The 13,726-nt window shown below is 55.0% G+C and carries 11 protein-coding genes; 8 read left to right on the top strand and 3 right to left on the bottom strand.

The window, feature by feature from the left end:
- Nucleotides 1–347: 347 nt before the first annotated feature.
- From dsrO to FFI61_RS13280, 3 genes are read left to right on the top strand one after another with little or no spacing between them, the layout of a single operon-like run.
- Nucleotides 348–1,127: a sulfate reduction electron transfer complex DsrMKJOP subunit DsrO gene (gene dsrO / locus FFI61_RS13270; protein ID WP_200371045.1), complete on the top strand. Its 780-nt coding sequence runs from the start codon at nucleotides 348–350 to the stop codon at nucleotides 1,125–1,127.
- Nucleotides 1,108–2,217: an NrfD/PsrC family molybdoenzyme membrane anchor subunit gene (nrfD, locus tag FFI61_RS13275; RefSeq protein WP_200371048.1), complete on the top strand. Its 1,110-nt coding sequence runs from the start codon at nucleotides 1,108–1,110 to the stop codon at nucleotides 2,215–2,217. Before dsrO ends, nrfD begins: the two co-directional genes overlap by 20 nt.
- A 22-nt stretch (nucleotides 2,218–2,239) precedes the next feature.
- Complete coding sequence (locus FFI61_RS13280) at nucleotides 2,240–5,341, top strand: molybdopterin dinucleotide binding domain-containing protein (RefSeq protein ID WP_200371050.1); 3,102 nt, start codon at nucleotides 2,240–2,242, stop codon at nucleotides 5,339–5,341.
- A 51-nt stretch (nucleotides 5,342–5,392) separates the two neighbouring features.
- On the opposite strand, the gene dsbG is transcribed toward FFI61_RS13280, so the two are convergent.
- Together dsbG and FFI61_RS13290 are read right to left on the bottom strand one after the other, a co-directional pair.
- Nucleotides 5,393–6,184, bottom strand: coding sequence for a thiol:disulfide interchange protein DsbG (gene dsbG, locus FFI61_RS13285; RefSeq protein WP_200204313.1), 792 nt, complete (start codon nucleotides 6,182–6,184; stop codon nucleotides 5,393–5,395).
- A gap of 20 nt (nucleotides 6,185–6,204) precedes the next feature.
- Complete coding sequence (locus FFI61_RS13290; protein ID WP_200371052.1) at nucleotides 6,205–7,017, bottom strand: TlpA disulfide reductase family protein; 813 nt, start codon at nucleotides 7,015–7,017, stop codon at nucleotides 6,205–6,207.
- Between the two features lie 123 nt (nucleotides 7,018–7,140).
- Between FFI61_RS13290 and FFI61_RS13295 the strand changes: the two genes are divergently transcribed.
- Nucleotides 7,141–7,872: a 5-oxoprolinase subunit PxpA gene (locus FFI61_RS13295; RefSeq protein ID WP_200371053.1), complete on the top strand. Its 732-nt coding sequence runs from the start codon at nucleotides 7,141–7,143 to the stop codon at nucleotides 7,870–7,872.
- 46 nt (nucleotides 7,873–7,918) lie between these two features.
- On the opposite strand, the gene FFI61_RS13300 is transcribed toward FFI61_RS13295, so the two are convergent.
- Nucleotides 7,919–8,455, bottom strand: coding sequence for a DUF2058 domain-containing protein (locus FFI61_RS13300; RefSeq protein WP_200204319.1), 537 nt, complete (start codon nucleotides 8,453–8,455; stop codon nucleotides 7,919–7,921).
- Nucleotides 8,456–8,562: 107 nt separating this feature from the next.
- On the opposite strand from FFI61_RS13300, the gene dbpA reads away from it, so the two are divergent.
- The 4 genes from dbpA to FFI61_RS13320 all read left to right on the top strand — a co-directional run bounded on the left by dbpA (nucleotide 8,563) and on the right by FFI61_RS13320 (nucleotide 13,589).
- Nucleotides 8,563–9,936, top strand: coding sequence for an ATP-dependent RNA helicase DbpA (dbpA, locus tag FFI61_RS13305; RefSeq protein WP_200371055.1), 1,374 nt, complete (start codon nucleotides 8,563–8,565; stop codon nucleotides 9,934–9,936).
- A 219-nt stretch (nucleotides 9,937–10,155) separates the two neighbouring features.
- A complete protein-coding gene (locus FFI61_RS13310; protein WP_200204323.1) occupies nucleotides 10,156–10,407 on the top strand; it encodes an OadG family protein in 252 nt (83 codons plus the stop codon).
- Between the two features lie 45 nt (nucleotides 10,408–10,452).
- Nucleotides 10,453–12,240, top strand: coding sequence for a sodium-extruding oxaloacetate decarboxylase subunit alpha (gene oadA / locus FFI61_RS13315; RefSeq protein WP_200204325.1), 1,788 nt, complete (start codon nucleotides 10,453–10,455; stop codon nucleotides 12,238–12,240).
- A 14-nt stretch (nucleotides 12,241–12,254) separates the two neighbouring features.
- Nucleotides 12,255–13,589: a sodium ion-translocating decarboxylase subunit beta gene (locus FFI61_RS13320; protein ID WP_227714925.1), complete on the top strand. Its 1,335-nt coding sequence runs from the start codon at nucleotides 12,255–12,257 to the stop codon at nucleotides 13,587–13,589.
- The last annotated feature ends 137 nt before the right edge of the window (nucleotides 13,590–13,726 follow it).

The following is a 13,726-nucleotide window of genomic DNA, read 5'->3' on the forward strand; positions in this document are numbered from 1 at the left end:
TTTTGCTATCTGCAGCTGGGAGAATTTGAACCGAAAGAGGTTCGACCGAAACCTGCAAAGCAGGTTGAGGAACGCCAGAGCAAAGCGACGGCGGCCCGCAAGGGAAGGGCCGAAGGCCCGCCTAATCCTCCCAGCCGCGCCATATTAAAATCAAAGCGCCTCAGTTTGTGTACCACACAGCCTGAGGCGTTTTGCGTTGTGCCCCCGCAATCATTCCCACCTATGGGAATACCCCTACAGCTCAACAACTCCCAATTGACCACCGTCAAGTTCCTCCATTCCGCCCTTGCTAGACTTTCGTTAGTTACCTTATTAATCCGCGTCCAGTGCTAATGGATGGAGATCTCATGGATAAAATTCGCCGCACTCTGTTAGGGCAGATTGCCAAATTGACCGCTGGAGCAGCGCTTGTGCCCCTCAGCAGCATTGCCGCTGCTGGAATTAACGACCAGCCTGCGCGCCGAGAGGGAGATCCGGAGAAGCGCTATGCGATGCTGATCGATCTGAGGGCGTGCATTGGGTGCCAGGCTTGTACGGTTTCCTGCCATATTGAAAACGAGGCGCCTCTCGGTAGCTTCCGCACCATCGTCTCGCAATATGAAGTGGAGCACGAAGAAACGGGCAACACTGCCACCTTCATGCTGCCGCGCTTGTGCAATCACTGTGAAAATCCGCCGTGTGTTCCCGTGTGCCCTGTACAGGCAACCTTTCAGCGCAAGGACGGCATTGTTGTCGTCGACAACGAGGCTTGTGTGGGCTGTGCCTACTGCGTTCAGGCTTGCCCATACGACGCCCGGTTTATCAATGAGTACACCCAAACCGCTGACAAGTGCACCTTCTGTGCTCACCGCCTGGATGTGGGTCTTCTGCCAGCGTGTGTGGAATCCTGTGTGGGCGGCGCCCGTATTATCGGCGACATACGCGACCCCAACAGCCAGATCAGCCGCATGATGAAAGAGCACTACAACGAGTTGATGGTGCTCAAGCCGGAAATGGGCACAGCCCCACACGTGTTCTATTTGGGCATGGACGAGCGGTTCGTATCCCGGCCAGACGCCAAGCCCGCAATCTGGGATGTGCGTGACCAACAAGGTGAGGAGATTGGCTATGAATTCAGCGGTCATTGAGGTTCTGGCACCTCGTTATGGCATTGCCTGGTACCCATGGGCAGTCCAGTACTTTTTCCTGATTGCGATCTCATACTCGGCGCTGTTGTTGACGGTGCCGGGTTTGCTGTTCGGTAAGAAGAATTATGAGTCGCTGGCGAAAGTGGCCCTGTTGGTCACTGTGAGTTGCACTCTCGTAGGCCCTGTAGCTTTGTTGGCGGACCTGCATCAGCCGCTGCGGTTTTGGCATTTCTACGCGAACCTCACACCCTGGTCGTGGATGTCCATAGGCAGCTTGTTGCTACCCGTGTATCTCATACTGGTTGTGGCCTATGCATGGCTCGCATGGCGGCCGGCTATGCAGGTACAGGCTCAAGGGGAAGGGTGGATAGCTAAGCTCTCGGGCTGGGTCAGCTTGGGCCAGTGGTGTGCGCCTCGCTGGATGCTGGTAGTTGCGGGGCTTGGTGCGCTCGCCCTGTCTGTTGGCATCATGGTCTATACCGGTGCGGAAGTGGCGATCGTTAAAGCCCGCCCTCTCTGGAATACCCACTGGCTTCCAGTCATGTTCGTGCTGACAGGATTGGTCGCAGCGGCAGGATTGGTGATTCTGATTAACCGCCTGATGACTGGTAACGATCAGGAGGTTAACGAGCAGAGTCTTAAAGTGATCGTTGTAACCATGATTCTCTCTGCCCTGGTCGCGGCGCTTTGGATTTCTGAAGGTATTACCGGCTTTAGCCCCTCGGTTGAGCAGGCCTTTGCATCGCTACAGAGAAACCCTGAGTGGCGCGCAGTCGCGATCTACGGCTTGTTGGTGGGTATTGCTCTTACGCTCAGTGCCATCGCTATGCTGCGGCGCCCCGGCTGGATAGGGCGCTCCTGGATAGCAGGCTTGTTGGCCGTGCACATCGGCTGGACGTTTCGCTGGATGGTGCTGATGGAAGTGCAGACCGTGGCCAAAAACACGGCGGGCTACTACCACTATGCCATTGAGGCTGGTTCCAGCGGGTTGATGGGCATTATCGGAACCTTCGGGCTCTGGCTGGCCGCACTGCTGATTATTGACATTCTGGTGCCCTGGAAGAAAAGCCTCCAGGCGAGCAGCCACTGATTCACGTCTTCGGAGCAAAATAATGGACAAGAATCGTCGTAATTTCCTGAAAGGTGCAGCCGCTGCCGGCGGTGCTGCAACTTTCGCGGCGGGCTACTACGGCCCGCTGGAAAAAATGGGCAAAGGTCTGGTAAACGGTACTTCTGGTGTGGCCACAGCGGATCGGCTCCACGGCAACAGCCTGGCGCCTGAATATTCGGTTGATCCAAAAACCGGCCAGGTAACACTGAACCCGGACCAGCGCATCGCCTTTACCGTCTGCTACGGCTGCACTACCCAGTGCGGCGTGCGGGTGCGCATCGATAACAATGAGGAAAAGGTATTGCGGGTGTCTGGTAACCCATACCACCCGTTGTCCTCTGATGAGCATCTTGATGAGCAGACCCCGGTGCTGGAAGCTTTTCAGCGAATGAGCAATTTTCAGGATCAAGGCCAGCTTAACCGTTCTACCGCCTGCGCCCGCGGTAATGCGGCCATGTCTCAGCTGACCAGCGACCAGCGTGTACTGAAGTGCCTCAAGCGCACCGGCCCCCGTGGTGGCAATCAGTGGGAGACCATTCCCTTTGAGCAGTTGCTGGACGAAATTGTGGCTGGCGGCAACCTTTTTGGAGAGGGCGAGGTTGAAGGTCTGCGCTCTATCCGCGATGTAAAAACCCCGCTGGACCCGGAAAACCCGGAGTATGGCCCCAAGTCGAATCAGCTTCTGATGATGGAGGCAACGGATTACGGCCGGTCAGCACTTCTCAAGCGCTTCGCCTTCAACGCCTTCGGGACTCGCAACTACGGGCATCACGGAGCCTACTGTGGTTTGGCATTCCGTATGGGTTCTGGCGCTCTGATGAATGATCTGGCGAAGAACGCTCACGTGAAGCCTGACTACGCCAACGTAAAGTTTGCCTTGTTTATCGGAACCGCGCCCAGCCAGGCGGGTAATCCGTTCAAGCGTCAGGGCCGCTTGCTGGCGCAAGCCCGTACGACAGGCAACATGGAGTATGTACTGGTTGACCCTGCACTGACTGCGGCTGCATCCCATTCCGCCAGTGACCGTAACCGTTGGGTGTCGATCCTGCCGGGCACCGATACTGCCTTTGCCATGGCATTGATTCGCTGGATGCTGGTGAATGAAGCCTATGCCAAAGATTATCTGGAACTCCCCGGCAATATGGCGGCCAGTAAAGCAGGCGAGCCTGGCCACACCAACGCAACGCACTTGGTGATTGACGACGACAACCACCCCCGTGCCGGTTACTTCCTGCGCCTGAGTGACATCGGCCAGGCACAGGCAGGTGCCGACGATGATCACCCTGTTGTGGTGAACATGGCGGGCAACCTGGAAAGCTCTGAAGTAGCTGCGCGCGGCCAAATGTTCGTTGAGCGCACTGTGGAAACGAGCGCTGGCCCGGTAACGGTGCGTAGTTCATTGTTTAAACTACGCCAGGAGGCCATGCGATACAGTATCGAAGAATACGCAGAGTTCTGTGGCATTGAGCCTGATGTTATACGCAATCTCGCCAAGCGCTTCACAAGCTTTGGGCGTATGGCGGCAGCAGACACCCATGGTGGAATGATGTCGGGCTCTGGCTTCTATGCCTCATACAGCATCAATATGCTGAACCTGCTGGTTGGCAGCTTTAACCAGAAGGGTGGGGTGGCCAAAGGTGGCGGAAGCTTTAATGGTGTTGGTGCTGGCCCTCGCTACAACCTTGAAGATTTCCCCGGGAAAGTCGGGCCCAAAGGCGTGTTCCTGTCGCGATCCCGGTTCCCCTATGAAAAGACCAGTGAATACAAGCGCCGGGTGGCCGCGGGTGAATCTCCATATCCGGCGACAGCTCCCTGGCGCTCATTGGCCCCGCCGGTTCTCACTGAGCACCTGCTCTCTGGTCTGGAAGGGTATCCGTACAAGATCAAAGCAATGATAGGGGTTATGGCTAACCCCATGTATGGCCAGGCCGGCTTGACCTCCTTGTTGGAAGAAAGGCTGAAGGACCCGAAGAATATTGGTTTGTATGTGGCGGTAGACGGCTTCATTAACGAGACCAACCGTTTTGCAGACTACATAGTGCCGGATTCGGTTATGTATGAGGTTTGGGGCTTTACCGGTGCCTGGAGTGGCACGCTGACCAGGATGACCACGGCTTGCTGGCCAGTTGTTGAGCCTCGGCAGGCTAAAACCGCTGCGGGTGAGCCTGTATGCATGGATAACTTCTTTATTGAGCTGGGTAAGCGCCTTGAGTTGCCGGGTTTTGGTGATAATTCCATCAAAGGGGCAGATGGCCAGATGCACGGTCTGAACCGCGCCGAGGATTTTTATCTGCGCGCGGCGGCCAATATTGCCATGGCTGGAACGCCTTTACCGGTGGCCAGTGACGAAGACATCCACGCCAGTGGCATTGAGCCATTGCTGGGTCGAATCAAAGACACGGTAGCCGGGGATGAAGTTGGCCCTGTGGCTCACCTGTACTCCCGCGGTGGTCGTTTTGAAACCATGGAGAGCGCCTATGACAAGGATAAGCTCGGCCATGCCTGGAAGCGCCCCTTGTGCGTTTACAACGAGGCTGTGGGCACGGCAATTGACAGCTACAGTGGAAAGCGACTGGTGGGGACACCAACGCACCATGCGCCAAGGTTCTGGGATGGCTCTCTGTTAAGAGACCACTACCCCGAGAACGAATGGCCATTGCTGGCTTTCTCGTTCAAATCGAACCTGATGAACTCCTACGCCATTGGCCTTGAGCGCCTGCGCATGATCAAGCCTTATAACCCGGTGCTTTTGCACCGCAACGATGCTGAGAAGTTCGGTGTGAGTCACGGAGATACCATCAGTATTGAAAGCCCTGGAGGCAAGGTTCTCGCGCTGGCGTTGGTGGGGGATAACGTGCACGAAGGCGCACTCGGCATTGAGCATGGCTACGGGCATCGCGAACTGGGTGCTGCGAGCCATATCATTGATGGTGAAGAGCGCGCCGGGAATCCCTACCTTGCAGCGGGTGTGAACATTAACGATCTGGGCTTCTCGGACCCCACCCGCAAAGACGGCACAGCGACCTGGCTGGAAAACGTCAGCGGTGCATCTGTTCGGCAGGGATTGCCGGTACGGGTGCGTGTGGTAGAGGGTATGGCCTGATACTTGTGAGGGTAACGGCCCAGCAACGCTGGGCCAGAATCTCTGCATGGATCAGGGTTTCGGGCTGCCCATGATGGCTTCCATTTCATCGGAGCGCGGCGCACCCTGTTTCATCTGGATGGAGCCATCAGCTCCCTTGTAGTAGGTGCTTGGTGTAGCACTCAGCCCCAAGTCAGACATCAGTCGGTTGTTCTGTCTGATTTTTTTCGCATGCGCACTGACGATGTTGCGATCTACTTTAACGCCACCCTGAGCATGATTTTTCTGGTTTTCCTTCAGAGCTTCACCGGGGTTGTCTGAGCCCAGGATTGTCGCGGCCTTGGGCAGGCTGTCCTGTGCCAGTATGCCCACCATTACATGCCGGAGTTGCACCTTGCCCGCATCAATCCAGGGCTCCGCGGCTTGACGGAATCTGTGGCAGAACGGACAGTTAGGGTCGGTAAAGGTATAGACAATAATCGGTGCATCGGCATTGCCATCACGCACCCAATTGGCTTTCTCAATCTCACCCCAGGCTTTCTCGTTCTGAGGCCCCAGCACCAATTCCTGTATTTTCGGAGCCGTCAGGTTCTCGCCGCTACTATCCAGCATGTTGCCTACGATTACGTGTTCCTTGTCTGGCGTTAAATAAAACGCAACTGGGCCACCCTGCATGCTGCCAACATAACCGGTTATGCCTCCGGGGCCTTCAAAGGTCGCCTCGATAGTAACGCCACGGTCAACCAGAAGCTGAACCGGGTCAGGAAGTTTCTCTTGCGCCAGCACAGGAAGGCTTAACAGCCCACTGGTGATCAGCGCCGTTGCAAGCAGAGATCGCTTCTTAGAGAAATTTAACAAGCGCATAGTCGGTCTCCAGGTCAGGTTCAGTCCGCGCTAAAGCTTCGGAGATTGTGAGCAAGGGATGCTTTCGACAGCTCGCCCAAGTGGGCATTTACCTGCTTGCCGTCAGCATCGTAGAAGAGGGTTGTTGGTAAAGCCTGGCTCCCTGTTGTGCGGCCAAGGCTGGCGCCGGTGTCAGTCAGGACATTGTTCAGCGAGAGTTTGTGCTGGCCCATGAACTGAGTAATGGTTTCAGGGTATTCGCCCTGATTTACAAACACAAAGGTAATGTCCGGGTTTTCCAGTTGAGCTTGTTCCAGTACAGGCATCTCCCGGATGCAGGGCGGGCACCAGGTTGCCCACAGGTTCACCACAATGGGCTTACCTTTTGCTACTTCCTGAAGCGTTACCGGCGTGCCGTCCATCAGGCTGAAACTACTTTGAGGCATGCTTCTGGAGCTGCTTTCGACCAATGTGACCAGCATGGATATGGAACCCCAGGTTAGCATCCCGGTTGCTACAGCAATCGATAGTGGTTTGCGGATACTGGCGTGTCGCCAGAGTTTCCAGGCAGTCAGCGCAATGGCGCCGAGCACGCCGGCGACAATATGAAAGCCGCCATCCCGAATATCGACGATGCCCCACAGGTTATCCTGATAGTACTCGAAGTACTGGATTACAAAGCCGACTCGCGCCGCAACCATGGAGACCAGAAAAATATCAGACAGGGTTCCGGCAATAGGCACGCCGTGTTTTCGCCCGCTGATAGCGCCAACAACCAGCGCAAGCACGAAAGCGCCAAGCAACAGAACATGCCCCAAAGACAGGCTTAGCGGGCCTAAACTAACCGATAGCATCATCGCTCCTTGTTTATAACTTTATAACTGGCGGGCATACGACCCGAAGATCTCCCATGAGTTCCTTTTTCAGGCTATTGTTAGGCTCAATAGTTTGTTTTTTAAGGATGACTGGATATAAGCATGTTGTTGAATTGCGATATTGGTGAGAGTTTTGGTGCCTGGACGATGGGGCTGGATGAGCAGGTTATGCCCTATATTGACCAGGCAAACATTGCCTGCGGCTTTCATGCCGGTGACCCCTTGGTCATGCACAACACCGTTCGCTTGGCGTTGCAACATAATGTGGCTCTGGGCGCTCATCCTGCTTACCCGGACCTTCAGGGTTTTGGCCGTCGCCCTATGGTATGTAGCCCGGAAGAAATCCACGCCATGGTGCTTTACCAAGTGGGCGCTTTGGGCCAGATAGCGGCAGCGCAGGGTGGCAAGCTCAGCTACGTTAAACCCCATGGTGCACTTTATAACGACATGATGCGGAATGAAGCGGTGCTCAGGGCAATTCTTGGAGCGCTTGGTCAGACTACTGGCAAGCTTGCACTCATGGCGATGACAACTGCTGACAATGAGCCGTTAAAGGTGTTGTGTGCGGAGTATGGCGTTGAGCTATTACTGGAAGCCTTCGCGGATCGTGCATACGACGAAAACGGCTACATTGTTCCTCGCAGCATTGCGGGAGCCGTGCATCAGGATTGGGACGTTATTCTGAGCCAGGCAAAAGCGATTGCCGAAGGGGGGGGTATCCAGACGATTAGCGGGAAACCGCTTACTCTGGAAGCGGATACCCTGTGTGTTCATGGCGATAACCCCGAATCGGTTGCCGCCGTGCGAACTATTCGTCAGGCGTTGATGGCCTGACGAATAGCTCATGCAGGCAGGGCTGTGCACTTCCGGGCAACAACCTTTACCACATCAGGTCGTCGGGAATTTCATAGCCTGCGTACGGATCATCGTCACCCACATCGTCTTTTTTGCGGTCGTGGAGCACAACCACTGCCTGGGCATCACGCTCGATAATCTTGCGTGCAACGCCTTCAGCCACAATTTCATATTGATCATTCACCGCTACGATGGCCAGGCGACCACGGGATAGCTGGTCGGCCATGGTGTCGTCGACGTAAAGCTTCTTGATTTTTTTGTCGTGAACAAATTGGTATGAGGTTTCGCCCCGGCTACGATCCAGCCTGTTGGTTTCCACCAGTTGGCGAATTTGGGCCTGAATGGCTTTTTTCTCGGCTTCCTGCTGGCGTTTGAGGTTCAACTGACGATCCCGCTCGGCCTTTTCTTCACGGGCCTGCCGCGCACGGACCTCGGTCTCATTAACCTGTACGGCACCTTTGGGCTGCTGTTTGCGCTGTTTGTGTTTTTCATTGCGTATAGCCTTGGCCTTTTTCTGATCGGCCAGGCCCGCTTTCAATAGCTGATCCTGCAGGGACGCCATGGGACAACTCCGTTAATTGGTCATGATTTCTGGTATTCTATGGCGCTAGTATACGCCCTCGTGCTTACCTTCTTAACCAGCAACCGCTGATTCCGGGATTTTCTTGTATGCCTTCCTTTAAAGATCTTGATCTGTCTGCTGCCATGCAGGCCAATCTGGCCCAGTTGGGTTTTTCACAACCTACGGATATTCAGGCAAGAGCCTTGCCTCATTGCCTGGCAGGTCGTGACGTGATCGCCATGGCGCAAACCGGCAGTGGTAAAACCGCCGCTTTCGGTATCGGACTGATTGAAAGTCTCAAGCCGAAACTGTTTGCGGTGCAGGGGCTGGTGTTGTGCCCCACCCGTGAGCTGGCCGATCAGGTAGCGAAGGCACTGCGGGAAATGGCGCGGGCACAGGAAAACGTAAAAATTCTGACCCTCTGTGGCGGCGTATCCATTGGCCCACAAATTGGTTCTCTGGCCCATGGCGCTCATATCGTTGTGGGTACACCCGGACGAATCGCTGACCATTTGCGTAAAGGAACCCTGGATCTGAAGCGCCTCACGACTCTGGTTCTGGATGAAGCTGACCGTATGCTCGATATGGGTTTCCAGCCCGCCATGGAAGAAATTTTGAGTTACACGCCCAAGCAACGCCAAACGCTCATGTTTTCAGCTACCTGGCCAGACTCGATCCGTAAGCTCAGCGCAGGGTTTCAGCGGGAGCCGGTGGATGTGCGGGCGGAGTCGCAAAGCGTCAACACCGATATTCGTGAGTTGTTTTATGAAATTCCTGCCCCGGAGCGCACCCGAGCCATAGTGAGCCTGTTGTCTGAACATCAGCCTGCGTCCTGTCTGGTCTTCTGTTCCATGAAGCAGCAGTGCGACGAACTGGCGGCAGAGCTTGGCGCTCAGGGCTTCTCGGCGTTGGCGTTGCACGGAGATCTTGAGCAGCGTGAGCGCGACAGCGTGTTGGTGCGTTTTGCTAACCAGAGTTGCCAGGTACTGGTGGCAACAGACGTTGCAGCACGGGGTCTGGATATCAAGGCGTTGCCATTGGTTATCAATGCCGAGCCCGCGCGGGACCCGGAAGTGCACACTCATCGGGTAGGGCGCACGGGGCGTGCAGGTGAAGCAGGGCTGGCGGTTACGCTATGCAGCCCGGCGCAGGGTCATAAGATTAATCGTCTTGAGAGTGAGCGGGGGCGCCCGGTTACCTGGGGGGACACCGAGATTCTGCTTTCAGTGCCAGTCGAGCCGGTTGCCCCTGCCATGAAAACTCTTTGTATCGCCGCTGGTCGCAAGGAAAAGCTCCGCCCGGGAGATGTGCTTGGTGCACTTACCGGAGAGGCCGGCCTGGATGGTAAATCCGTGGGGAAGATTGATCTGTTTGAGTTTCAGTGTTTCGTCGCTGTAGAGGCAGGACAGGCCAAACGTGCACTTAAGCGCCTTGAAGATGGGAAAATAAAGGGTCGCAAGCTAAGAGTCCGGATGGTCTGAGAGTGCGTTGCCGTGGGCTTTCCCGGTGGGTTGGGGAGGTGGCGAAACGCTCGGAAAGTTCGTATAGCCATTTTTGATTTGGTTGCTCAGCGCGTCCGAAACCGGTAAATTACGCAGGATTTTGCCTCCCGGTTTATTCCGGTGCCCCTTAAAGCTCAAGCTTTAGGCGCTTCGGTTCCCCGGAAAAATCCACAAATAAATCACAGGTAGCTATTCAATATGGATGACCTGATGTCACAAGCCGTCGATCTGATGGTTGCGGGTATGGGCTTTGTGTTCGTGTTCCTGATTATTCTGGTGTTCGCGACCATGCTTATGTCCAAACTGCTTATCCGGTTTGCACCGCCTGAGCCGGTAACCCCGGCCAAAAAGCCCCGTGCCAAGCCAAAGGCACCTGTTTCAGTTGATCCTGATACAGCAGAGGCGATTAAACAGGCGATTGCCAAATTCCGGTCGCGCCACAAGAAGTGAGCCGGTAACCGATTAGATAGAACCTTTAAACAGAAGGCTGACACGATGACTGACACAAAGAAACCGCTGGGGATTACGGACGTTATACTACGCGACGCCCACCAGTCCCTGCTTGCCACCCGTATGCGGCTTGACGATATGCTGCCCATTGCCGAGAAACTCGACAAAGTCGGTTTCTGGTCTCTGGAATCCTGGGGTGGAGCTACCTTCGACTCCTGCATTCGTTACCTGGGCGAAGATCCCTGGGAGCGAATTCGGGAACTGAAAAAAGTAATGCCCAACACGCCTCAGCAAATGCTGCTCCGTGGCCAGAACCTGCTGGGATATCGGCATTATGCGGATGACGTGGTAGAGCGTTTCGTTGATCGTGCTTCCGAAAACGGCATTGATGTATTCCGCATTTTTGATGCGATGAACGATCCCCGCAACCTGGCAACCGCCATCAAGGCCGTCAAGAAAACCGGCAAGCACGCGCAGGGCACCATTTCTTATACCACCAGCCCGGTGCACACCATCGAGATGTGGGTAGAGCTGGCGAAAGAAGTTGCTGACATGGGCGCCGATTCCATCGCGATCAAGGACATGGCCGGTATTCTCAAGCCTTATGTGGCTTTTGATCTGGTTAGCCGCCTGAAGAAAGAACTGGATATCCCGATTCACATGCAGTGCCACGCGACTACTGGCATGTCTACCGCGACAGCTATTAAAGCAGCAGAAGCCGGTATTGATAACGTGGATACGGCCATCTCTTCAATGAGTATGACCTACGGCCATTCGCCCACTGAGGCGGTTGTTGCCATTCTTGAAGGCACCGAGCGCGACACCGGGCTGGACCTGGTGCTGCTGGAAGAAATTGCCAGCTACTTCCGTGAAGTTCGCAAGAAGTATGCGAAATTTGAAGGCAGTCTCCGTGGTACCGATTCCCGCATCCTGATTGCTCAGGTACCGGGTGGCATGTTGACCAACATGGAAGGCCAGCTCAAAGAACAGAATGCTGCGCATCGTTTTGACGAAGTGCTGGCTGAAATCCCCAAGGTTCGCGAAGACCTTGGTTTCATCCCGCTGGTAACGCCAACGTCGCAGATTGTTGGTACTCAGGCTGTTCTGAACGTTCTGACCGGCGAGCGTTACAAGTCTATTTCCAAGGAAACCTCTGCAATCCTGAAAGGTGAGTATGGTTCTGCGCCAGCGCCATTCAACAAAGAGCTGCAGGAACGGGTTCTGGAAGGTAAGGAGGCTATTACTTGCCGTCCGGCTGACAATATTGAGCCGGAAATGGACAAACTGACCGACGAGCTGAAAAAGCTGGCGGGCGAGAAGGGCATCAAGCTGGCGGATAACACCGTTGATGATGTTCTGACTTATGCTCTGTTCCCGCAGATTGGACTGAAGTTCCTGGAAAACCGTAACAACCCGGATGCTTTTGAGCCAGTGCCGACAGCTGAAGACGCGCTTCCGGCCAAGAAGGCCAGCGGCCCGGAAACTTACACCGTTGATGTTAATGGTAAAAAGTTCGTGGTTGCCGTTACTGAAGGTGGTGAAATCACTCAGATTCAGGGCGAGGGCGGTGCTGCATCTGCTCCTGCGGCGTCTGCTGCGCCAGCTCCCGCTGCCGGCGAAGGTGAGCCTGTTATCGCACCTCTGGGAGGCAACATCTTCAAGGTACTGGTTTCACCAGGTGATGCCGTTGAAGAAGGCGATGTGCTGATTATTCTCGAGGCCATGAAAATGGAAACCGAGATTCGTGCACCAAAAGCCGGCACTGTCGGCGAAGTCTTCATCAAGGTCGGTGATGCCGTCTCCCCTGATGATGAAATGCTGACAATCGCATAAAGGGCCAGCATTCCATGGATAAGTTAATGACGTTATGGACAGGTAGTGGCCTGTTCAATATAGAGTTTGGTCAGGTGATCATGATCGCCGTTGGCCTGCTTCTTCTGTTCCTTGCGATTCGCAAGGGGTTTGAGCCATTGTTGCTGGTGCCTATCGGGTTCGGCGGTATTCTGGCGAATATTCCGGAGGCAGGGCTTGCTCTGACTGCGGCGGAAAATGCAATCCATTTCGCTTTGAATGGCGGTAAAGGTGAGCTTTTGGCTGCGCTTGCGGCGCCTTTGGATGTTGCCTATCAGGCTGGTCAGGCGATTACGCCTGAGCTGAAAGAAGCCTTCAAGGTAGCCGTGAAAGAAGCCAGCTATTCCGAAATGGCAGCAGTTAATGCGGTTGCTCAGGATGCCGGCTACGGTAACGGCATGCTGTATAACTTCTATTCTGTGGTTATCGGCAGCACCATTGGTCCTCTGGTGATTTTCATGGGTGTTGGCGCAATGACGGATTTCGGTCCGCTGCTGGCGAACCCGAAAACCATGCTGTTGGGCGCCGCAGCCCAGTTCGGTATCTTCGGAACGGTTTTGGGTGCCGCATTGCTTGACTGGCTTGGTGTTCTGGACTTTACCATTCTGGAAGCCGCTGCTATCGGTATCATTGGTGGCGCTGATGGTCCTACGTCGATCTACGTTTCCAGTGTCCTGGCTCCGCATCTGCTGGGTGCAATTGCTGTCTCTGCGTACGCGTACATGGCGATGGTCCCAATGATTCAGCCGCCGATCATGAAAGCTCTGACGACTGAAAAAGAGCGGGCTATCAAGATGTCCCAGCTGCGCCCTGTCAGCAAGCGTGAAAAGATTGTTTTCCCGCTGGTTGTTCTGATCGCTGTGGTTCTGTTCTTGCCAGATGCTGCGCCTCTGCTGGGTATGTTCTGCTTCGGTAACCTGATGCGCGAATGTGGTGTGGTGGAGCGTCTGAGCGATACCGCGCAGAATGCCCTGATCAACATCACGACGATCTTCCTGGGTTTGTCTGTTGGCTCGAAGCTGATGGCAGACAAGTTCCTGGATGGCCAGACTCTGGGTATTCTGGGGCTGGGTATCGTAGCGTTTGGTGTGGGCACAGCGTGTGGTGTTCTCATGGCCAAGCTGATGAACAAGTTCAGTAAGGATCCGATCAACCCGTTGATTGGTTCTGCCGGTGTATCTGCGGTGCCGATGGCGGCGCGGGTTTCCAACAAGGTTGGTCTTGAGGCGAATCCGCAGAACTTCCTGCTGATGCACGCTATGGGGCCGAACGTTGCTGGTGTTATCGGTTCTGCTGTTGCTGCGGGTGTGATGATCAAGCTGCTTAGCTGATTGTTGCTCTTGTAGTGCTTTACAGAAAACCCCGCCTTTGTGTGGGGTTTTCTGCTTTTAGGGGCGTGACTTTGGGAGTATGAGCCGGCACGGGGCCGATTTTCAGGAACCGCTACGAGCACATCCCTGTGCGCTTG

It is taken from the genome of Marinobacter sp. DY40_1A1 (assembly GCF_016597815.1).
Taxonomy (GTDB): Bacteria; Pseudomonadota; Gammaproteobacteria; order Pseudomonadales; family Oleiphilaceae; genus Marinobacter; species Marinobacter xiaoshiensis.

Excerpts from the sequence above, each read along its gene's own strand:
- FFI61_RS13295 (WP_200371053.1), top strand. The coding sequence starts at position 7,141 with ATGTTGTTGAATTGCGATATTGGTGAGAGTTTTGGTGCCTGGACGATG.
- FFI61_RS13310 (WP_200204323.1), top strand. The coding sequence starts at position 10,156 with ATGGATGACCTGATGTCACAAGCCGTCGATCTGATGGTTGCGGGTATG.
- dsbG (WP_200204313.1), bottom strand. The coding sequence starts at position 6,184 with ATGCGCTTGTTAAATTTCTCTAAGAAGCGATCTCTGCTTGCAACGGCG.
- oadA (WP_200204325.1), top strand. The coding sequence starts at position 10,453 with ATGACTGACACAAAGAAACCGCTGGGGATTACGGACGTTATACTACGC.
- dsrO (WP_200371045.1), top strand. The coding sequence starts at position 348 with ATGGATAAAATTCGCCGCACTCTGTTAGGGCAGATTGCCAAATTGACC.
- FFI61_RS13300 (WP_200204319.1), bottom strand. The coding sequence starts at position 8,455 with ATGGCGTCCCTGCAGGATCAGCTATTGAAAGCGGGCCTGGCCGATCAG.
- FFI61_RS13280 (WP_200371050.1), top strand. The coding sequence starts at position 2,240 with ATGGACAAGAATCGTCGTAATTTCCTGAAAGGTGCAGCCGCTGCCGGC.
- dbpA (WP_200371055.1), top strand. The coding sequence starts at position 8,563 with ATGCCTTCCTTTAAAGATCTTGATCTGTCTGCTGCCATGCAGGCCAAT.
- FFI61_RS13320 (WP_227714925.1), top strand. The coding sequence starts at position 12,255 with ATGGATAAGTTAATGACGTTATGGACAGGTAGTGGCCTGTTCAATATA.
- nrfD (WP_200371048.1), top strand. The coding sequence starts at position 1,108 with ATGAATTCAGCGGTCATTGAGGTTCTGGCACCTCGTTATGGCATTGCC.
- FFI61_RS13290 (WP_200371052.1), bottom strand. The coding sequence starts at position 7,017 with ATGCTATCGGTTAGTTTAGGCCCGCTAAGCCTGTCTTTGGGGCATGTT.